This is a genomic window from Marinitoga sp. 1197, assembly GCF_001021165.1.
In the GTDB taxonomy this organism is placed as follows: Bacteria; Thermotogota; Thermotogae; order Petrotogales; family Petrotogaceae; genus Marinitoga.
The window spans coordinates 1-22,741 of the sequence record NZ_AZAY01000050.1; the positions used below are offsets into that span (position 1 = coordinate 1).

The following is a 22,741-nucleotide window of genomic DNA, read 5'->3' on the forward strand; positions in this document are numbered from 1 at the left end:
TTAATTGGATATATAGTAATTTTCAATTATCTAAGACACATGCAACTATTGATGCTAATGTAATTAAACCATGTAAAGATTCCAGATTAGGTATTGCTAAAGCTACTTTCAATAAAGAAGAATTTGGTTTTACCTATACTACAAAAGGTAAAGAATTCGGTAAAAAGTTTTATTTATCATTAGATGCTAAAAATGATTTTGTTCTTGATTTTACTGTTGCAAAAGCTTCTATTCATGAATCAAATTTTTTTGATGTATTATTTGAATCAATAAAATCTTTTTCTAAAATTTTATTAGATGCAGCTTATGATTCTTATAATATTTTTTCAAAGATTATGTCTTCTAATTCTATACCAGTTATTGATTTAAATAAAAGAAATACTAAATATTATGAATCTTATAATAGATATGTTATGAAATCTTTTAGAATTGCTTTTAAGAACGATTATAAATTACGTTGGGAGATTGAAAGAGTTAATGGTATTATGGATATGTCTTTTGGTACAGAATATGTTTGGTATGTTAGAAATAGAAATTATTTGACTTTTGCTGGTATTACTGTTGTTTTATTCAATCTTATTGTTCTTTTTAATCTTTTTCATAATTTTTCTTTAAAAAAGATTTCTAATTTTTTTTGACTTTAGACTTTTTGGACGGGCTATTTGTATTTGATTATAGTCTTTTTGTAATAGTTTTTTTTATTGTTGGTATGTATTCATCTATTATACTTGATTTTTTTATTCCTTTTGATGTTTCCATGGTGTTTCTAATTTTATATATTTGCTTATTGTTTTTCTGTTCGCGTATTCACCCCCTATAAAATTTGGACAAAAAATAAGAAAGTGATATCATAAAATTGAGAAAAGAAAGGGGTTTTTTTTAATGAGAAAACGAACTAATTATGAACCTGAATTTAAGTTGTCTGTCGTTAAAGAATATCTTTCTGATGATTCATTAACTCTAACATATTTTGCTTCGCAAAATAGAAATAGGTAAAAATTTTAATTATATAAAATATTTTTTATCTTCGATAAAAATGGGTTAAAAAATATAAAAATTCTAATTATGATGATAACGTGTTTCATTTAAAAAAAGGTCGTCCTAGTTCTATGATTTCTGATATTTCTAAATCATGCTGCGCAAGCTGTATGATTTTTCTTTTATTATATAATATTTTATTATATTCTTTTTATGATTTTATATAATTTTTATTTTTTTTCGAAGCAAACGTTTTGGAATAATTAGTATTCTAAGTATTATCGATTTTAACATGCTCATTATCATTCGCAAATATTTGGATTTTTAATTAGTATTTTATTCTTTAATAAATAAAATTAAAAATTTTATTTATTAACAGGCTATTAAATTTAGAAATGCTATACCTCAAAATTTAATTATTAGAACTGATAATGGCCCTCAATTTAAAGCTAATATTACCATAATTTTTTGGCAAAGCCAAAAATTATTCGGTTTTTATTTTTATTTTAATAATTACATTTCATAAACTTGCTTTTCGTAGAAAAGCTGTTTATGTTCAAAGAGAATTTGTTGAATATATTTCTTTTAACGATATCGATGATGTTTATAATTATTACATGTCCTATATTTATTTTTATAATCATCTTAGACCTCATGGGTCTTTAAAGTACCTTACTCCTGATTTCGTTTTTTATCTTTTTAATGATAATTTCAATGATTTTATTTCGTCTTATATTTTTTCTGATTTTTTCGTTTCTGTGAAAAAATGAGTTTTTCTTATTTTTTGTCTAATCTTCGGGGGTCAAGCCGCCTTTTAACCATTCTGCTACTTTTTCAACGTCCCGTGTGTCTATCATATCTATTATTTTTCTGCTTTCTATATCTATCATTACTGTTCCATATGTGTTACCTTTCTTTATTGCAAAGTCATCTATACATACTTTTGTTATTTTTTCTTTATTTATTTTCTGTATTTTTTGACTCCCTCGTATAATTAGTATAGAATAATTATTAATAATTATATTATTATTATTATTATTATTATTATTATTATGCTCTTTGAAAAGTGAATATATTATATTGGTTTAAGTATCTTTAGCTATATATTTTAATATTAATAGTTTTTTGTTGAGAATTTTTTATTGTTTATTATTTACTTGATGTATTATTTACTTGTTTTTAAATTTTACCTCTGGTAAAATAGTTTTAGGTGCCACTCCCTTGAGACTTGTTCTCTCAAAAAAGATTTCTAAACTAGCATACAGTTTTTCACTTGCCGGAAAATGCCTTTCCTCGTCTTATTTTTTGCGAGGATGTGAGACTGTATGCAACTGGAGGTGTTTTTTATGCGTATCTTGGCTATTGATGTTTCCAAGAGCTCTCTCGATTTTTTCTCTAATTTCATTGGTTCAGGTTCGGTGAATAATTCACCTCAAGGCATTTTTGATTTATTTTCTAAAGCTTTATCTGTTTCTAAAGATTTTATCCTTGTTCTTGAATCCACTGGGGTTTATTCCTTTGATGTTGCTTCGTATTTTTACGATAATTCTATCAAAGTTTTCTGGGTCAAAACTGATAATATGAAACTTTATCGAAAAATCCTTAATCGTTCTAAAACTGATAAACTTGATGCCAGACTTATTTTTGATATTGCTCTTAATTTTCAGAATTCTCTTGTCCCTTTTGTTTCTGATGAAGAAACTATTAGCGAGTTACGTTATCTTACTAGACTTTATCTTAAATTTAATGGCGATATTAATTGTTTTAATAATGCCTCTGCTTTAGCTTCTTACACTGGCCTTACTTGGTCTATTCATCAAAGCGAGAAGTTTAAAGCTCAGGATTCTCATTTAGAAAAAAAAGGCAACAAATATCTCAGAACCTATTTGGTTTTAGCTGCTAATTCTCTTAAAACTCATAATCCTATTTTTAAAGACTATTACTGGAAAAAATATCGTGAATCTAATAAATATCATCATATGAGAGCTCTTGTTATGTCTGCCAGAAAACTTGTTAATCTCGTTTTTTATTTGCTTAAAAATAATACTCCTTATGTTATTTTGAAATAATTCCTTTTATCTTTGTTTTTCTTATATTTCCTATTATCTTTAATTTTCAATATTCTTATTCGATTAGCTTTTTTTATAGCTAATTATTCTTGTTTTTCTTTTTTTTACTTACTTGACTTATTACCGGAAATCTCTATTAAGATTTTTTTCATTTCATCTGAAAACTTATTATATGAAAAAAGTTTTTTTCTTTCTTCACAACTTTTAATTAAAGATATACTAAAATTTTCATTATCTATTATTTTTTTTATATTTTCAGATAATGCTTGTATATCTCCGTCATGAATCAACACACCACCTTTAGCATCTTCTAATAGCTCATTATTTCCTGGAACGTCAAACGCTATAACGGGTATGTTATTAAAAACAAACTCTAATCCAGCCATTGAAATTGCTTCAGATTTTGTTAATAAAACTCCAAAATTAACCTTCTCTTTTAAATATCTCTCGATATCTTCAATATATCCTAAAAAATTTACATTATTTTCTAATTTGTTATAAAAAATAATGGATTTTAATTTATTTAAATATTTTCTATCTCCTTTTGTGTTAGGTACACCTACAATATCAAATTCTACTTTGTTTAAATATTTCTTTCCAAGCAAGATCATAGCTTTCAAAAATAAATCTATTCTTTTTATAGAATTTATTCTTCCAATATATGAAAATTTTAATTTATTTTTTTTATTAATAAAATATTGATTAATTTTATAGTCATAACTGATTAAATTTTTACTGTTATATGGTGTCTTCACTACAAAAGTCTTAGCTTTATTTAAATTCAATTTTTCTAAAATTGAATTTGTTGGGGAAATTGCTAAATTCGCATAGTTATCAATCTTATATTTCACTATATTTCTTATAATAAAGCTCTCTAAAAATCGGTAAGAATGTATATGCACAACTTTTTTAGTTTTTGGATTATTCACATATTTCAAAAACCAAATACCCAACATCTCTTGGAAATAAATCATATTATAATTATTATTTAGTACTTTTTCTATTTTTTTAGAAGATTTCATAAATTTTAAAACGCTTGCGGATGATTCAAATATACGAATAAAAAACGGAGAATCCTTATATCGTCGTGGAACATCAAAGTTTTCCATTAGTACATTCACTTTATATTCATTGCTATCAAGAAAATCTTTTATTCCTTTATTTTTTAAAGGTATGTATAAATCTATATTCCAATTATTTTCTTCAAAAAACTTTATTAAATTTAACGTAGCTTTAAAAATCCCACCGGAAAATGGTTTATTTTTCATTTCAAATGGAAAAACTATTAAAACATTTTTCATTTTCATAATATATCTCCTTTCATAAAAATGTGCTCTTACCCCAAACCAGTGGACAGCCTAAGTTTAACTAAAAAATAGCATTTTTAGCAATGTTTCTTTTTTCTAACAATTTTAATACTTCATCTTCTTTTTCTTGTGGTGTCATGTAATCAATTGAACTGAGTATTTGTATTTGTCAAGTGAACAGGGCTCTTTCCAAAGTTACTTGAATTGCTGTGATTATGCTTAGATTAGTTTAATTATGTTCAATAACCAGAATTTTATTTTTTAATATTTCAAATTTACATCTTCCATACATCATTCTTTTTATTAATTTTATTTTGGTTCTCCCACGAAAAGAGTGGGTAAAAAAAGGAAAAAGACAATTTACCTAAAGCAAAAAAAATAGTAATGGATAAATATTTAAAAGATTTAAAACCATAAGCTCTTTTAGTAAAAGTTCTAAGTTTTGAATTCATACCTTCAATTTTAGCATTGGTTAATCCTGTTTTTAAATGCATAAGAATACCTTTTATATGTTTATATAAACTCTTAGCTGCTTTTTTCATTTCTGGTATATTTGATTTTAACGCTTTGTCATACCATTTTTTAAAGAATTTTGATGCATATGCTGGTTTTTTATAATCAGATATTTTTTTTAATTCTAGAATTAATGAATAGGCTTTTACTGTATCAAGATATTTGTATTCCATTAATTGCTCAAGTTTTTCATTTTGTTTATTTGTTAGATTTTTTGGATTTTTTAAGAATATATATTTTGTTTTATTTAATAAGTCTTTGTAGTCTTTACTTTCTCTTTTTCTTATTTTATTTAGTTGTTCGTTTAATAATTTTATTTGTCAAATACTAATTTTGCTTTTGGAAAATGTTCCTTTGCACCTGATTTAAAAGCTACTGACATATCCATACATATTGTTTTTATATCTGACTCTTTTCCTTTTTTTTCTATATATTTATTTTTAAATTCTTTAAATGTTTTTGCATCTTTTCCTTTTGCTATGAATACTACTTTTCCTCGTTCTACATCAACAAAATTTGTTACATATACATGGTTCTTTTTTCTTGCTATTTCATCTACTGATAATGTCTTTATCGGTTCTTTTGAAAAGTCTTGTTTTTTCAATTCTTTCATTACGTGATGTTCTAATATCCTCCATATCCTATTTTCTGTCACTTTATATTTCTTTGATATTTCTGCTACTGTCATATGTTGATACATTTCTAATACAAATGCTTCGAATAATAATGTAAATCCACTATTTGGCCTTGACCAAGGAACTTCTATTATTTTTATCCCATCTCATATTCACCCCTTACAAGATTTGGACAAAAAATAAGAAAGTGATATCATAAAATTGAAAAAAAGAAAGGGGTGTTTTTTAATGAGAAAACGAACTAATTATGAACCTGAATTTAAGTTGTCTTTTTCAGCAAAGCTGAAAAGATTTATGTTTCTTTATTATAAAATCATTTAATCCTATTAACTGCTGTAAGCAGTTAAAGAATATCTTTCATTCATTAACTCTAACATATTTTGCTTCACAAAATAGAAATAGGTAAAAATTTTAATTATATAAAATCTTTTTTATCTTCGATAAAAATGGATTAAAAAATATAAAGATTCTAATTATGACGATAATGTATTTCATTCAAAAAAGGTCGTCCTAGTTCTATGATTTATGATATTTCTAAATCATGATGTGCAAGCTGAATGATTTATATTTTTTATATTTTATTATACTCTTTTTATGATTTTATATAATTTTTATTTCTCTTTGCGAAGCAAAGGCTTCTATTATTTATGAATCTGCTGGCATTATTAAGTCTAATTCAAACAACACTAATGACTCTGTTGCTTTAGAGAAAAAACTTAAAATATTATGAACGTCTTCTTCTTGAAAAAGAACTTCTTATTAAAATGTAAGAGGATGAAATTAATTTTTTGAAAAAAAACGACAACATCAAAGAAAGTAACTTTTATTGGTGATTTGTTGATTATTACATGATGCTTTGCATCATGATATTTTGTTTTTTTTATTTTAATAAATATACCTTTATAATTTTTTAGTTTGTTTTCAAACTAAAAAAACTTATGGTGTTTCTTTAGACTATTTGCTTAACTATTATAATATAAAACGTAGCACTTTTTATTTTAAATCAAGATTGTTTTTTGTTGTTAATCGTTATAGTAGGAAAAATAAATGTTTTAAAGGTTATTCTTTGAATACTAAAGGTGAAAAGATTTATGATGAGTATATTAAAAAACTACTTATTGATTTGTTATCGATTGATGATCCTAACATGCTCCGCAGGTTTTAGGATTTTTTATTTTAATTTAATTCTTAATACTTTTTTCTTGATTAAAAATCAAGAAAAGCTTTTATTGAATCATTTCATTCTTCTGTTCAAAGAGAATTTGTTGAATATATTTCTTTTAACGATATCGATGATGTTTATAATTATTACATGTCCTATATTTATTTTTATAATCATCTTAGACCTCATGGGTCTTTAAAGTATCTTACTCCTGATTTCGTTTTTTATCTTTTTAATGATAATTTTAACGATTTTATTTCGTCTTATGATTTTTCTGATTTTTTCGTTTCTGTGAAAAAATGAGTTTTTCTTATTTTTTGTCTAATTTTCAGGGGTCAAGCCGCGCAACAAAAATAAACCATATAGTGCTATCAAATGTAATGTATTCGGATAATATGTATATTGAACAGGTGTTCCGCCAGCTATATTCCAATATAGAAATAAAAGTATAAATATGATCAAAGAAAAAAAAGCTTTATTCCTGAACAATTTTTCTATAAAAATTATTATAAAAATAATATATGAAACGAATGGAATTATACTACCTGAAAATAACAAGTTTAATGCTAAAGAATGCGCATCTGTTATATTAAAGGATTTAAAATATCCCCCTAATCCAGTTCCCCATAGATGTGTATTATGAATCACGTTTCCGATTAATTCTTCAAATCGCAAATCTGTAGTAAATTTGTGAGTAAACCTTAAATTAAAATAGTTAAAATATCCAAAATAATACATAAATATATAAATAACAATTATAAGTATGAATATATAATAAAATTTATATTGCTTTTTATTTTTTAAAAAATAAATCATAAAAAGAAAAAACAATATAAACAAATAAATAATTTGTACTCTTGAAATTCCAACAACTGTATATATTGTAATTATAAAAAAAATTTCCTTTATATCTTTAGGATAAAATTCTATTGCTATTAATATTAAAACTAATGCAAGCGGATAAGTATAATTTGGTCCGAAATTAAGTGTAACAGCTCTCGCGTGTAAAGGATTTTTTATAATTACTAAAGCTCCTAAATATATAAAAAAAGAGAAATAATAATATATTTTTAAAATACTATAAATAGTTCTTATATTAGAAACTAAAAAAAGAGCAACACTTAATATTAAGATAACAAAAACTTCAAAATCTCTAAAATTTGTAATATTAATTAACTGAAAAAAAGTTATAGGAAAAGCTATACCAATGTAAAAAAAAATAAAATTAAATTTTGATAATTTAACTGTCTTTTTCGATATATTTACTAAAACCAATATAAATAAATATACAATTTGAAAATATGTAACATAATTTTCTTTATTTATAAAATTTATTTTGAATTGTCTTATCGGATCAGATAAATATATATCAACTAACATAATTCCAGGAAATAACATATATATATAATTATTTTTCAAATAGGTTATTGGATATTTGCGATACAATTTTTTTACCATCTAACATTGCTCCTTCCATAGAATCATACTTCCAAGCACCATATCTTCCTATTGAGTATATCGAATTTTTTTCTAAAAATTTTAATACATTATCCAAATTTTGTTTCCTCCAACTTTCATATACCACATAAGAATTTTCCATTATAAAATCATCTACAATGTTAACTTTAACATTTCCAAAAATTTTCTTCAATTCATTAACTATTTCATTTTTTGAGGTATTATTGGGCATAGGATATAAACTTGATATTTCTACATATAATAAATCTTTTTCATTATTTAACTTTGAATTGAATTTTTTAAAATTACCTATACGATAAAAAGGAATATTTTTTTGTGGAAAATAAATCCAACTAAACTCTTTTTTTAAATTTTCTATTTCAACTATTAATACTCTAGTTATTGTTGATTTTAATTCATGAGAATATTGTATCATATCAAGAAACCTATTTAATGGTAGTGTATTTATCAAAATATTATATTTATATTCTGACTTATCAGTATATACTTTTTTTAAGTTTAGATCGACTTTTATTACTTCTTCATAAAATACATTATTTCCTAATTGTGCTTTTCTATAAATAGTTTCTGGTATAATTTCAATACCTGTATTTTTGGGATAATAAAATTGACTATTATATCCTATATCATTTTTAATTGGTTTTAATGTTGCTTCAATTATTTTCCCTAAATCAATTTTAGGAACAAATCTTCCCATCCATTCAAAACCCAGTTTTTCAGCTGGATATGACCATATTTTTTCATTATAAGGAATCATAAATAAATCTGATATTCCCTTACCAAAAAAAGCGTAACAATAATCTTTAAAATTTTTAATATTTTTTATATTTGTTGTATCTTTTATTTTACTGCAATATGTATTTATATATTCTTTTAATATATAATATTTGTCTTCATAATCCAAATAATACAAGCTTAATTGAAATGGATAAGGAACAAACTTATTTTTAAAATAAATATATGATTCTCTTCCAACAAGTTTAAGTTCATTTTTTAATGATAATTCTTCAAGAAGAAAATATTTTATTTCTTCCGTTTTTAAATGTAATGCATGCCCGGTCATATCATATTTATATTCATTTTTTTTTATAGTTTTACAATATCCTCCTATTTTTCCTTCTTTTTCAAATAAAATAAAATTATTAAATTTATTTTTCTTTAAAAAATATGCTGTCGTTAACCCTGTTAATCCTGCACCTATAATTATTACTTTTTTATCCATTTATTTATATCTCCTTTACTAAATGATTTATTGTTTTTGATGATTGACATAAGCATTAATTTTTAAAACTATTAAAAACTTCTTATAACATTACCAATCCCATCGCTTAATTCAACCTTATGACTCCAACCTAATTCATGTAATTTTGAAACATCAAGTAATTTTCTTGGTGTTCCATCTGGTTTTGTTGTATCATGTATTATTTTTCCTGTGTATCCTATTGTTTCTTTTATTAACTTTGCTAATTCTTTTATTGTTATATCTTTTCCTGTTCCTATGTTTACAAAATAATCTGAAGATATTTCTTTCATTTCTTCTGCTTCTATGTTTTTCATTAAATATACACATGCATCTGCCATGTCTTCTACATATAGAAACTCTCTATATACGTTTCCACTTCCCCATAATGTTATGCTTTCGTTTGTTATTCCTAAGTCTTTTAATATTTCTTTTATCGATTTTTTATCGTTTAATTTTATCTTTTTATCTAGTCCAAATCCTAATGGATATTTTTTTATGTTTTCTTTTATTTTTTCATAATTTTCTTCTTCTAATAATTTTCCAAGGTAAAATTTCCTTATTAATGCTGGTAATACATGTGCTGTTTCTAAGTTGAAGTTGTCATTTGGTCCATATAGGTTTGTTGGCATTACGCTTATGAAATTTGTTCCATATTGTTCATTGAAGTATCTCACCATTTTTATTGCTGATATTTTTGCTATTGCATATGGTTCGTTTGTTGGTTCTAATTCTCCTGTTAGTAAGTATTCTTCTTTCATTGGTTGTTTTGCGTATTTTGGATATATACATGATGATCCCAGGTTTAGTAATTTTTTTACTCCGTATTTATATGATGCTTCTATTACGTTTGCTGCTATCATTATGTTTTGATATATGAAATCTGCTTTGTATGTGTCGTTTGCAAGTATTCCTCCTACTTTTGCTGCTGCAAGAAATACGTATTCTGGCTTTTCTTTTTCAAAGAATTCTCTTGTTGCTTTTTGATCTGTTAGGTCTAATTCTTTATGTGTTTTTGTTATTATATTTGTGTATCCTAATTCTTTTAGTTTCCTAACTATTGCAGATCCTACTAATCCTCTATGACCCGCTACGTATATTTTTGCTGTTTTTTCCAATTTAGCCATCCCCTTTTTTTACTCTTTTATCCATTCATTTCTGTGCTTTTCTTTTATTGCTAAGCCTAAGTCATATTCTGTCATTTTTTGTATTAATTCTTCAAATGTTGTTTCTGGTTTCCATCCAAGCTTTTCTTTTGCTTTTGATGGGTCTCCAAGTAATACTTCTACTTCTGTTGGTCTGAAATATTTTGGATCTACTGCTATTATTTCTTGTCCTTCTTTTAGGTGGTCTGTTTTTATTTCAAAGTTTTTTAAGTCTGGATGTTTTGTTTTTATTTTTTCTATTATTTCTTTTGTTTTGTTTTTATCTATTTTTGTTATTATTCCTTTTTCTTCTATTCCTTTTCCTTTCCATTCTATTTTTATTCCAAGGTTTTTAAATGTTTTTTCACAGAATTCTCTTACTTCATGTGTTTCTCCTGTTGCTAATACATAGTCATCTGGTTTTTCTTGCTGTAGTATCATCCACATCCCTTTTACGTAATCTTTTGCATATCCCCAATCCCTTTTTGCACTTAGGTTTCCAAGGTATAATTTTTTTTGATTTCCAACGAATATTCTTGTTGCTGCTCTTGTTATTTTCCTTGTTACAAATGTTTCTCCTCTTCTTTCCGATTCGTGGTTGAATAATATACCATTACAAGCATACATGTTGTATGCTTCTCTATAATTTACTGTTATCCAATATGCATATAGTTTTGCTACTGCATATGGACTTCTTGGATAGAATGGCGTTTTTTCATTTTGCGGTATTTCCTGTATTTTTCCATATAATTCTGATGTGCTTGCTTGATAGAATTTTACTTTTTTTTCTAATCCAAGTAAATGTATTGCTTCTAATATTCTCAGTGTTCCTAGTGCATCAGAGTTTGCTGTGTATTCTGGTAATTCAAAGCTTACCTTTACATGGCTTTGAGCAGCTAAATTATATATTTCATCTGGTTGTATTTTTTGTATTAATCTTATTATGTTTGTTGAGTCTGTCATATCATTATAATGGAGAAATAATTTTACATCTTTTTCATGTGGGTCTTTATATAAATGGTCTATTCTTTTTGTGTTGAAACTACTTGCTCTTCTTACGAATCCATGGACTATATATCCTTTTTCTAATAAATATTCTGCTAAATAACTACCGTCTTGTCCTGTTATTCCTGTTATTATTGCGGTTTTCATTTGATTAGTTCCTCCTCAGTTAAATATCTAACAATTTTTGACTGGATTTCCTGTTATAGCATAATTATTTGGGAACTTACCCGATACAACTGAACCAGTACCAACAATGCAATTTGCACTAATAAAAACATTACCACCTATTTTTATATTCCCACCATCTCGTACAATTATTATTATTCTGTGATTTATTCCAATATAATTGTCATAATCTTTTCTTTATTATTATATTATTATAAAATTTTATATTAGAATTTTCTAACTCATATATTTTAGAATTGATGAGCCGTAAAATTTAACCTTTCCTATTAATTTAATTTTATATTTTAAAAAATTCAAATACATCAAAATTTTTCTCATAAAACACCTCAGAGCTTGTAAATTTTTTCTATAAATCTATCTAAAATATTTTTTTTTTCATAATTAATTTCTATATATCTTCTAGCATTATCTCCATATCTTTTAAGTTTATATTTCTTATTTTTTATGCTTAAAATTATATTTGATAATTGTTCATATTCATTTTCATTCAATACTATTCCTAATTTATTTTTCTTTACGACATTATATATTTCACTTTTACTATTTGCTAAAACTAAAACAGGTTTCCCAACAGAAGCTATTCCCAACAATTTTGAAGGCATAACACTATCGATAACATTCTTCTTTTGAGGTATAATATGAATATCTGCTGATGATAAAACATCATTTAACTTCTCTTTTGGTTGAACATCTAACAATATTATATTTTTCAACTTATTTTCCTTAATAAAATTTTCTATTTTCTTTCTTTTAGAACCATTTCCAATTATTACAAATTTTATATCTTTATCTTTTTTTAACTTTTTTATAGATTTCAAAACAATATCCCAATCTTGCTTATTAGCAATGCTTCCTGAATACATAACAACCAAATTTTTATCAATATTAAGTATTTTTCTTAATTCTGGATTATCAACTTTTTTCAAATTCCTAGTATCAACCCAATTTGGTAAAAAATATATCTTATCTTCTGGTATTTTTTTATTTACTAACTTTTTCATCATTCCATTGCTTATTGTACTTATTATATCAAATTTCTCGTAAATTAATCTTTCCCATCTATATCCTAATAATTTTATTATTCTATTATTTTCGAAAATACCAGATTCGATCATTGCATCAACTTCAAAATCTTGAATATGCAACCATAATTTAGATTTAGGAGTTTTTGTTTTAATTTTTATAGCTGTTTTTGCCGATAATAAAGTAGGAGCGATATTTATTATTAAATCATATTTCTTATTAATCTTCTTAGCTATTTTTAGTGTTCCTTTATAAAAATCATATAAATGATTCAATCTGCTAATAGCTGTAATTTTTTCTGGTATATATTGTTTATATCTATATATCTCAACTCCATTTATTTTTTCTTTAAAATATTTAGGTTTGTCTTTATATGAATCATATATTTTCCATTGAGGATAATACGGAAAACCAGTCAAAACATCAACACTAAAATTTTTTTCAATTAAATACTCAGCTAACTCTGTTGTATATAAGCCTGTACTAGTTATTTCTGGAAAATAATTTATTCCTATTATTAATATTTTTTTCAAAATATAAACTCCTTCCTCCCTTAAAATCTATATTCCACCCCAATATTAAAGTTATAATAAAATTCATCCTTGTTTGATGGTTTAAATATTTTCATATCGTAGTTGTCGCTCTCTGAGGTATCCACAAGTTCTAACTTGTTTTTCGTATATCTCAAATTCATACCATTAAATATTTTTAATCCATAAAAAAAATAATCAACTTTTAAACTAAAATCATATTTATGCTCTAATATTTTATCATCTAAAAATTTTGTTCCCTGACCTCCTTCTGTCCATGTTGCATATTCTCCCCATGGATTTGCCGGTGATTTACTTCCAGAAATGACATATTCAAAACTTCCATTTATATTCATATTTTGAATTTTATTTTCATATCTCGCCATAAACGCTATATTGTTTTCACCATTATAATATCCTATATAATTCTCTTCTGGTAATATTGGTTTTTCCCCATCATATTGATAACTTACATCTGGATAATAAGTATATCCATAATTTGTAGTGGGAGTATTTTCATTACCAAAAGGTTGAAATGTATATTTTGTAGCTCCTGCACTGTATAAACTAAATGCACCATACTTTGTTTTTATTTTACCTCCAAAACTCCATGCGATTTTATCCGGATTTTGGTAAGCCTCTGGATCTAAAATTCTATTTGCATTTATATCATCAACCAAAATTTGACCGTAATAATAAAGGGTTTCATTTTTATAGTCTAACATAAACCCCATTATTGAATTAGCGTTATATCCATGATACCATGGTTTTCCAGAAGATATATTTACATATTGAACAAAAAAGTTTGGTATTACATTTAAAAAATATTCTATATCAAATGCTGTATTTACATAAACGGCTGATTCTTCATATGCAAATCTAAAGTTCCCAATTTTTAATCCATATGTTTTAAAGTTTGCTCCTCTATCTTTGTAACCAAGTTGAGACTGCCTGTTTAATTCAATATATCTTGTTTCATAAAAAAACGATTCATCTTCATAATTGAAATCTATAATAACAGATGATAATCCTTTAGAGGAAATGTACAATGAATATGGTGAATCTACAATATCATAATGTTGCAATCGTCCAAGTCTTAATTTATAATTGCCAAAATCAATAGAAACTCCACCATTTTTCATATAGAAATAATAGCCTTTATAATAAGTTTCGCCATGTGAAGGTTTATATTTTCCATCATTATAAGCATTTAATTCTCCTAAAAAATTAAAACCTTTAAAATCATGTGTAACTTTGAAAGTAAAACCTTGGTAGGGCTTTATACTATTTATATTCTCGTCAAATCTCAATAAAAAATCTACACCGAAAATATTTAAAGTAAATATTATTAAAATAAATGCCATGATAAATATGTTTTTATTCTTCAATCAATATGCTCCTTTCTTATCTAATACAACCTTTATTGTTTTCAAAATTATTATTATATCTAACCACAATGACCAATTTCTTATATAATATAAATCTAGCGCTATTCTTTCATCATAATCCTCAACATCACTTCTGCCATTTGCTTGCCACATTCCTGTTATTCCTGGTTTTACAGCGAAAACCCTTTTTGCTACTTCTTCACCATAATACATATCTATTTCTTTCTTTACTACAGGTCTTGGTCCGACTATACTCATATCACCTTTTATTACATTAATAAATTGTGGAAATTCATCAAGGCTAGTTTTTCTCAAAAACTTCCCTATCTTAGTTATTCTCGGATCATCCTTTAATTTAAAATTTTTATAGAATTCTTCTCTTAGTTTTTCATCTTTATCAAGCATTTCCTTGAGTTTTTTCTCAGCATTTGGTACCATTGTTCTAAATTTATACATTTTAAATTCTTTTAAATTTTCACCTATTCTAGTATGTTTAAAAAATATCGTTCCCCTATCTTCCTTTTTTATCTTATATCCAATTATAATAAAAAGTGGAAATAATAGGATAAATCCAACAACTCCAAAAATTATATCAAAAACTCTTTTCAAAATTCTATTTAATGGATTTAATAACCCTTGTGATGCTGATATTGTCATAACACCATCAAAATCCTGTATTTCTGTAGAGAATGTAATTAATCCATACATATCAGGTATAAATTTTATACGCCTTACTTTTCCTTCAAGATGTGATATTATTTTTGATATCTCTTTTCTTTTTGCTGTTGGAATTGCAATAATTACCTCATCTACCTGTATTTCATTTATAATTTTATCTATATCTTTTGTTGTTCCTAATACTTTATAATTATTAATTATTTTGTTTATTTTGCTTTTATCATCATCAACAAAACCTATAATATTATATGTTGTGAAGGTATGACTTTTAATTTTTTGAGATATTATTTCTCCCATTTCTCCAGCACCTATAATCAATACATTTGTTTTAAATAAATTTAATCTATATAATAATTTTCTATATATATATCTTGTTGGAATATCTATTATTACAAACAATAATATTCCATAAATAACAATAAATCGAGAATAATACAATTTTGTTATAAATGAAATAAAAAGCAAAATTGTAAGAGAGAAAAAGGAAGCTTTTACAATATTCTTCATTTCATCCCAAAACAAATATGTTTTAAAAGAATATAAGGAATTAAATAAAAAAGAAAGAATAAATATACTTAAAACTATATTCATTGAAGGAACATAATTAAGTGTATACAAATTTTTTATAAAATCACCATCTAATTTTATAAAAGAGATTATTGAAAAAGAAAAAAACAATACTACTGTGTCTATTAACATTAAAATTAATGCAAATATAAATTTCTTTATTCCTCTTAAGAGTATTTTTTTCTCTAAATTTTTTGAAAATACATCGTTTTTACTATTAATCACTTCCATAACTATTCATCCTTTCAATTCAATCCCCATCCTGTTTTTCAGAACACACCTGCGGTGGGCTATTTGGTTAAAAATTATGTATAATTTAGTTGGATAAACCCTTTTTATTATGTATTAGGGTGTCCAATTAGTAAAGTAAGCGAAAACTCGCAGATTGTCCGAAAAAATAGCGAATGGTGCCGGTCAATTTTGCACGGATGCAAAATTGAGTGAAGCCGAACATGGATGTGAGTCTGATACGACCGGCGAGAATGAGCTATTTTTGAGGATTAACAATCAAGGTTTGAGCAACTTTTCTTTTTGGACATCGTAATTATGCATTACAAAGAAATTGAATTTTTTTGTAATGTAAAACAATTATAATTTCAATATTTTTTTTCCTTTTTCTATTATATTTTCATACTTTTTAAATAATGAAAAATCTATTGGTCCTCTTTTTTTTCCATGGTAATCTGTTGCTATAAAATCTATTAAGTCACTTTTTAAATAATATTTATCTTTTTCCAGATATTCTAGATTCATTTGAAAGTATACATTCATTGTTTTTAATTTTTCTATTAATTTTTCATTATCCTGAAGCCACTGATATCTTTCTACATGTGCAAGAATAATTTCATATCCTTCTAATTGTAAATCAAAAATTTTGTCTATTAAATACATAGGATATATTTTTGTTGGCAATTCTATTAATATAAAATAATCTTTTAGCGGAACAAATCCCATATTTTTATTTGGCTGTAGATATAATTCGCTTGCAAGATATGTTTTTATACCTATTTCTTTACAATATGGTTTTAATTCTTCATATGTTTTTTTTATTTTTTCTATGTCTGTATTTACCGTTGGGTGGTTTATGTGCGGAGTAAAAAATACTGTTTCTATTCCATTTTCTTTGTATTCTTTTAATGTTTCTATAGCTCCTTCTATGGTTTTTAGCCCATCATCCACACCTGGTAATATGTGATTATGTATATCAAACATGAAATCCCCATCCTTTATTAATTTTTGTTTTTCTTATTCTTTTTTCTTTTCTTTTTTTGTCCATCTTCATAATAATAATAATAATAATAATAATATCCTGAATTCTTTTCATTTATATCATCTATTATTAAACCCAAAAGGGTATTGTCTGAGGTTATAACATTTTCTAAAGCTATTTTCAATGAATGTTTTTGAGTTTTTCCTGCTCTCACTACTAAAATCAAACCGTCTGTATGTTTAGAAACTATCAATGCATCTGCCGCTGCCAGAATTGGCGGTAAATCTACTATAATTTTATCGTATTTTTCTTTTAATGTATTTATTAATTCTCCAAATTGTTTAGAGGTTAATAATGCTGTTGGGTTTGGAGGCAATGGCCCAACTGGTATTACATCTAAATTTTCCATATAATTTTGCGTTATTCTTTCTATAGGAACATTTTTTAATATGTGATTTACTAATCCTATATTGAACCTTTCTAAACCTAAAGCTTTTTCAACTCTTGGTTTTCTCATGTCTATGTCAATAAGCAATGTTTTTAGTCCATTTTGTGCATATGATATGGCGAGGTTTGCTGAGGTTATTGTCTTTCCTTCGCCAGGGCCTGCACTTGTAACTGCTATAACTTTTGGCTCTGGAGTTACTGAATAATTTATATTTGCTGAGGTTAATTTTATTGATTCTGCCACAGGTGAAATTGGTTCATTTAACACTATTAATTCAGGATTGCTATATTCTTTTTTCATTTCAAATGTTGGGATCCTTCCAAGAATAGTTTTACCTTTTGCCATTCTTTTTATTTCTTCTTCATCTTTTATACTTTTATCAGCATATTCTATTATAAACGCAACTAAAATTCCAAGGAATATTCCTAAAACTCCACCTATTGCTGCCGTTAATTTTTTATTTGGTTTTATTGGTTTGTCTGGTGTTATTGCAGAATCTATCAATTTTGCCGTCCCTATTACCCCAGCTTCTGCTATTCTTGTTTCTTCTAATTTTTCAAGTAATAATGTATATAAATTTTCTTTTACTTTTATATCTCTTTGCAATTCTAATAATTGTTGTTCTAATAATGGCAATTTTGCAAATTTTTGATTATATGTTTCTTTTAGCTTTGTTAATGCCTGTATTGTTGATTTTATTACTTCTGTTGTATATTGTGATTCAATTAATTGCAAATATATATCTTGATATGCAGGATTAATTGTTTTTACCTGCGATGTTACTATTTTTGTTACTTGTTCTTTTAATAGTTTTTCTGTTTCTGCTATTTTATCTTTTATTTCTTTTACTTTTGGATCTGTTTCTGAATATATATTTGTTAATCCCGCCAATTCTACTTTGTAATTAATCAATTTTGACTTTAATTGATTTATAAACGGATTTGTTGATATGGTTTCTGATGATATTATTTTTTCATCAACTTTTTTTAGTAAATCATTAAATGCTCTTACTTTAGCCTTTGTTTCTTCTAATTGAAGATTGTAAGAATTTATTTGTTTGTCATATTCTAAGGTAAATGAAAGAATATTTTTTGCTTCTTCGTCAAGCAAAAATACTTTATTTTCTTCTTTGAATTTTCTTATCTTTTCTTCTGCTGCTTTTAAATCATTTTCTACTTTTGGTATTTGTTTTTCTATGAATTCTCGTTTTACTGTATATTCATTTTTTGATAATGTTTTTAGGAATTCGTTATATACTTCCGCTAATTTGTTGGCTATCTTTTTTGCCATTTCTGGATCATCACTTTGAACTGATATTTTTACTATATTTGTGTCTTTTACTGGAGATACTGTAATCATCTCTGATAATGTTTTAATTATATTATATTTATTAATTTCCTTTTTAGTTTTTTCATCGTCTGTTTTATTTTTAAAATATTCTACAAGATTTAGATCATCTATAACTTTTTCAATGTTCGTTCTACTCTTAATAAGCTCAACCTCTGTTGATATTTCTGGTCTTGATGATGTTAATTGCGATGAAAAAATATCAGAAATTGAACTACTTTGCTGTGATTCAATTTTCAAAGTAACGCTTGCTTCATATATTGGTGTTGTTAAGAATAAATAAAGTATGGTTAATGCTACTGTTATTACTACTGTTGCAAAAAACCACCAAAAACGTTTTTTAAATATGTGTATTATGTCTTCAAGAGTTAATTCGTCTTCATAGATTTCTGGATCCATTGTATTCCTCCAATCATTATTTGTATATTAAAAGATTTGTTTGAGGAATTTTTCCTCTATGTATATTTTACTATAATAATTTAAATTGTCAAGTCTATTTAATTTTATTACGATGTCCAATTAGTAAAGTCGCTCAAACCTTGATTGTTAATCCTTAAAAATAGCTCATTCTTGCCGGTCGTATCAGACTCACATCCATGTTCGACTTCACTCAATTTTGCATCCGTGCAAAATTGACCGGCTTCATTCGCTATTTTTTCGGACAATCTGCGAGTTTTCGCTCGCTTTACTAATTGGACACCATAAATTTTATTATTTATTATGTATATATATATTACGCATAGCTATTTTAACATAAATTGCTTTGTATTTCAAATATTTTTCAATACTGTTGTTTTTTTTTTAAAACAAATTAATATATCAGGTGATATATTAATTCTTGGTTAAGAGCTATTTTAAATAGCCTTTGTTTTTCAATATTATTTCACTATTATTTCTACATCTTTTTTTTCAAACGCTATTGCTACTTTTATTACTTTTTCTACTCCGTAACTCTTTATTTCTTTTTCATATTCCTTTTCTTCTATTTGTTTCATCCCTCTTTCTGCACTGTCTTTTAGATTTTTATCATAATCTGTTTTAAACTTTTTGAATTCTATTATTATCCCTGGTTTTGTTTTTTCTTTGGGGATTAATATTAAATCCGCTCTTCCATATCCTGCTTCTCTATTACTTTTTATTATATATTCTTTTTGTAGTCCTACACTCATTCCTAATATTAATCCATGATAGAATCTTTCTGGTTCTTTTTCTGTTACGTCATAGTAACTCATGCTTTCTTTTACTATATTTTTAAATTCTTTTGTAAATTCTATTTTTTCCCAATTTATCAGTAATCTTATTATTTTGTTGTATTCTATTCTACTTTCTTTTAATATGTTTAATACTGTCATTTCATAGAATTCTTTTGCTTCTTTATTTGGTATTTTTAACTTGTATTCTGCACTGTTTCCTTCCCCTGTTTTATCTACCCAGGTTAAATATCCGGTGAATAAAAATAATGTCCATATGCTTTCTTCTACATTTTCATTTAAATCTCCATATACTAAGTTTTCATTTATTGTGCTTTCTATTGTTTTTCCTTCTATTAATTCCCCTATTTTTATTTTTATTGATTCTGTTCCTTTTCTTATCAAATCTTTTATTAATTGATTTCCACTGCTGTTTATCCAGTAATTTCTTATTTCTTTTGATCTTACATAGTTTATTATTGAGTATGGATTATATACTTCTTTTCCTCCAAAGTTAAAGCCGTTATACCATTCCATTATTTTTTCTTTTTTATATTCTATTCCATAGTATTTTAATATTTCATCAAGTTCTTCTTTTGTTACTCCAAATTTGTCATTGTATAGTTCATTTACTACTGTTGATATGTCAAGATTATTTACTCCTGTGAATATGCTTTCTTTTGCTACTCTTGTTATTCCTGTTAATACCGCTTTTTCAAGATATTTATTGTCTTTTAATGCATTGCCTAATACGTTTCCTATAAACGTTATGAATTTTTCATAGTACCCTTTTAAATATGATTGTTGTATTGGTGTGTCATATTCGTCTATTAATAATATCGCTTTTTTGCCGTGATGTTTGTAGAGGTATTCTGAAAGTTTTTTTAATGCACTTTCAAATAATATATCTTCTTTTGACATTTTTTCTTCTGTTGTATATCCTTTTATTTCTTCTAATTCTAATATTTGTCTTATATATCTTTTTTCTAATTCATTGAGTTTTTTGCTGTTTAAAAGATATAATTTGTCTGAGTATAATTTTCTTATTAAGCTTTTTATTTCTATTTTCATTGATAATAGGTCATCTTTTTTTGCATCTTTAAATGTTAAATAAATTACAGGGTATTTATTTAAATACTTTTTTATTATTTCTTTTTCTTCATATATTTTTAAGTTTTCAAATAGATGTTTGTTATCTTCATCATTTTTAAAAAAATATTCCAACATGCTCATGTTTAATGTTTTTCCAAATCTCCTTGGTCTGGTTATTAGTATTACTCTGCCTCCTGTTATTATTTCTTTTATTAACATGCTTTTATCTATATAGTATGCATTATCTTCTATTACTGTTTTGAAATCACTGTCTCCTATTGGTAGTCTTTTTAATTTCATTGTTTACACCCCCAGTGCATATTTACTTCATATTCAAATCTATTAGGATTAGCAATCAAGCTGTCTGAGTGAATTTGGCTTTTTAGACTATCTACTTTATAATTATTATACCATAATACAACCTCTAAAAAGCCAAAGTGTTCAAACTTTAAATGAAAAATCGGGCTTTTTATGCCCGATTTGATATTAGTATTATATATAACCGTGTAATTTTATAGGATAAGGAATAATCCATATATAGATCCTATACCATATGATATATGTAATATCCAAAAAGATAATAATGTTGGTATAAATAATTTTAAATTTTTATTTTTTAATGATATTTTTAAGGAAAAATATATTGATAATATTATGTAAAGAGAAAGAATTGTAAAAAATGGTATCCTTGCAATTGGTGAAAAAATAGAGACTATTGTTCCAATTAATAAAAACAGTACAAAAAATAGAGGTATTATGTGTCTTAATGAAAATGCTTTTTTTGAGTAATGTGTTGAAAGGATTACCCATAAACCATTTTGAAAATTATTTTTAAATAAATCTTTAAAATTATCTCTGGCGTAGTAATATGCTTTTGCTTCTGGTATAAGCATTATTTTCATTCCTGCATTTTTTAATCTTAAATTCATTTCTATATCCTGATTTCTTTTTAATTGTGGGACAAACATTCCAACCTTTTTAAATACTTCTTTTTTATATATTCCATATGCTACTGTATCAACGTATTCTTCTTTTGAATTATTTAATCTGTATTTTGCACCGCCTATTCCAAATGGATGGGATAATACATTTGATATTGCTTTTGCTGTTGATGTGTTATTTCCAGGATTTGTTATTACCAAGCCTCCTGCTATGTCGCATTTGTTTTCTTCTAATCTTTTTATACATGCTGATATGTAATTTTTTGAATATGTTGTATGAGCTCCTGCTATCATAATATAATCTCCACTTGCTTCTTTTATTCCTATATTCAAAGCTACAGGAGTTATTTTTAATTCGTTATCAATTATTTTTATATTATCATATTTTTTTAATATTTCTCTTGTTTTATCTTCGCTCATGCCATCAACAACTATTATTTCTTTATTTTCATAATTATTATCTAATAATGATTTTATACATTTCTCAATATGTTTTTCTTCATTTAATGTTGGTATTATTATCGATACTTTTTTCATTTTATTTCCCCCACATATTTTTTTATTTCACTATTATTTCTACATCTTTTTTTTCAAACGCTATTGCTACT

15 protein-coding genes and 2 pseudogenes are annotated in these 22,741 nt (G+C 25.3%); 3 read left to right on the forward strand and 14 right to left on the reverse strand.

Annotated elements, in window-relative coordinates; all coding sequences use genetic code 11:
* The coding region (locus X275_RS10645) for a transposase (RefSeq protein WP_047268792.1) at window positions 1-638 on the forward strand (638 nt) is incomplete at its 5' end.
* A 1,128-nt stretch (window positions 639-1,766) separates the two neighbouring features.
* Here the strand turns inward: X275_RS10645 and X275_RS11865 are convergent.
* Complete coding sequence (locus X275_RS11865) at window positions 1,767-2,057, reverse strand: transposase (RefSeq protein WP_156168797.1); 291 nt, start codon at window positions 2,055-2,057, stop codon at window positions 1,767-1,769.
* Window positions 2,058-2,324: 267 nt separating this feature from the next.
* Between X275_RS11865 and X275_RS10650 the strand changes: the two genes are divergently transcribed.
* The gene (locus X275_RS10650; protein WP_047268793.1) at window positions 2,325-3,047 is read left to right on the forward strand and encodes an IS110 family transposase; all 723 of its coding nucleotides are present in this window, start codon (window positions 2,325-2,327) and stop codon (window positions 3,045-3,047) included.
* A 104-nt stretch (window positions 3,048-3,151) separates the two neighbouring features.
* Here the strand turns inward: X275_RS10650 and X275_RS10655 are convergent, their stop codons facing one another.
* Both X275_RS10655 and X275_RS11810 read right to left on the reverse strand, forming a co-directional pair.
* The gene (locus tag X275_RS10655; protein ID WP_047268794.1) at window positions 3,152-4,354 is read right to left on the reverse strand and encodes a glycosyltransferase family 4 protein; all 1,203 of its coding nucleotides are present in this window, start codon (window positions 4,352-4,354) and stop codon (window positions 3,152-3,154) included.
* 275 nt (window positions 4,355-4,629) lie between these two features.
* Window positions 4,630-5,642 (reverse strand): annotated as a pseudogene (locus X275_RS11810) (ISL3 family transposase).
* Window positions 5,643-6,721: 1,079 nt separating this feature from the next.
* Here X275_RS11810 and X275_RS11625 point away from each other — a divergent pair.
* Window positions 6,722-6,967: pseudogene (locus X275_RS11625) on the forward strand (integrase core domain-containing protein); the annotation flags it as partial.
* An 18-nt stretch (window positions 6,968-6,985) separates the two neighbouring features.
* Here the strand turns inward: X275_RS11625 and X275_RS10670 are convergent.
* The 11 genes from X275_RS10670 to X275_RS10720 all read right to left on the reverse strand — a co-directional run bounded on the left by X275_RS10670 (window position 6,986) and on the right by X275_RS10720 (window position 22,670).
* A complete protein-coding gene (locus X275_RS10670; RefSeq protein WP_047268797.1) occupies window positions 6,986-8,122 on the reverse strand; it encodes a hypothetical protein in 1,137 nt (378 codons plus the stop codon).
* Window positions 8,073-9,365, reverse strand: a complete 1,293-nt coding sequence (locus tag X275_RS10675) for a protoporphyrinogen/coproporphyrinogen oxidase (protein WP_047268798.1) — start codon at window positions 9,363-9,365, stop codon at window positions 8,073-8,075. Before X275_RS10675 ends, X275_RS10670 begins: the two co-directional genes overlap by 50 nt.
* A 71-nt stretch (window positions 9,366-9,436) precedes the next feature.
* Window positions 9,437-10,501, reverse strand: coding sequence for a GDP-L-fucose synthase family protein (locus X275_RS10680; protein WP_047268799.1), 1,065 nt, complete (start codon window positions 10,499-10,501; stop codon window positions 9,437-9,439).
* A gap of 18 nt (window positions 10,502-10,519) precedes the next feature.
* The gene (gene gmd, locus X275_RS10685; RefSeq protein ID WP_047268800.1) at window positions 10,520-11,680 is read right to left on the reverse strand and encodes a GDP-mannose 4,6-dehydratase; all 1,161 of its coding nucleotides are present in this window, start codon (window positions 11,678-11,680) and stop codon (window positions 10,520-10,522) included.
* Between the two features lie 365 nt (window positions 11,681-12,045).
* Entirely contained in the window at window positions 12,046-13,275 is a 1,230-nt protein-coding gene (locus tag X275_RS10690; protein WP_047268801.1) for a WcaI family glycosyltransferase, read from the reverse strand.
* A gap of 20 nt (window positions 13,276-13,295) precedes the next feature.
* Window positions 13,296-14,660: a hypothetical protein gene (locus X275_RS10695; RefSeq protein ID WP_047268802.1), complete on the reverse strand. Its 1,365-nt coding sequence runs from the start codon at window positions 14,658-14,660 to the stop codon at window positions 13,296-13,298.
* Window positions 14,661-16,136 carry a sugar transferase gene (locus X275_RS10700; protein WP_052913891.1) on the reverse strand — a complete coding sequence of 492 codons (1,476 nt, stop codon included), beginning with the start codon at window positions 16,134-16,136 and terminating at the stop codon, window positions 14,661-14,663. It abuts the gene before it with no gap.
* 357 nt (window positions 16,137-16,493) lie between these two features.
* Window positions 16,494-17,117, reverse strand: coding sequence for a CpsB/CapC family capsule biosynthesis tyrosine phosphatase (locus tag X275_RS10705; RefSeq protein ID WP_047268803.1), 624 nt, complete (start codon window positions 17,115-17,117; stop codon window positions 16,494-16,496).
* 17 nt (window positions 17,118-17,134) lie between these two features.
* Complete coding sequence (locus tag X275_RS10710; RefSeq protein ID WP_047268804.1) at window positions 17,135-19,309, reverse strand: GumC family protein; 2,175 nt, start codon at window positions 19,307-19,309, stop codon at window positions 17,135-17,137.
* A 479-nt stretch (window positions 19,310-19,788) separates the two neighbouring features.
* Entirely contained in the window at window positions 19,789-21,492 is a 1,704-nt protein-coding gene (locus X275_RS10715) for an AAA family ATPase (protein WP_047268805.1), read from the reverse strand.
* Window positions 21,493-21,704: 212 nt separating this feature from the next.
* Entirely contained in the window at window positions 21,705-22,670 is a 966-nt protein-coding gene (locus X275_RS10720) for a glycosyltransferase family 2 protein (protein ID WP_047268806.1), read from the reverse strand.
* Window positions 22,671-22,741: the final 71 nt, after the last annotated feature.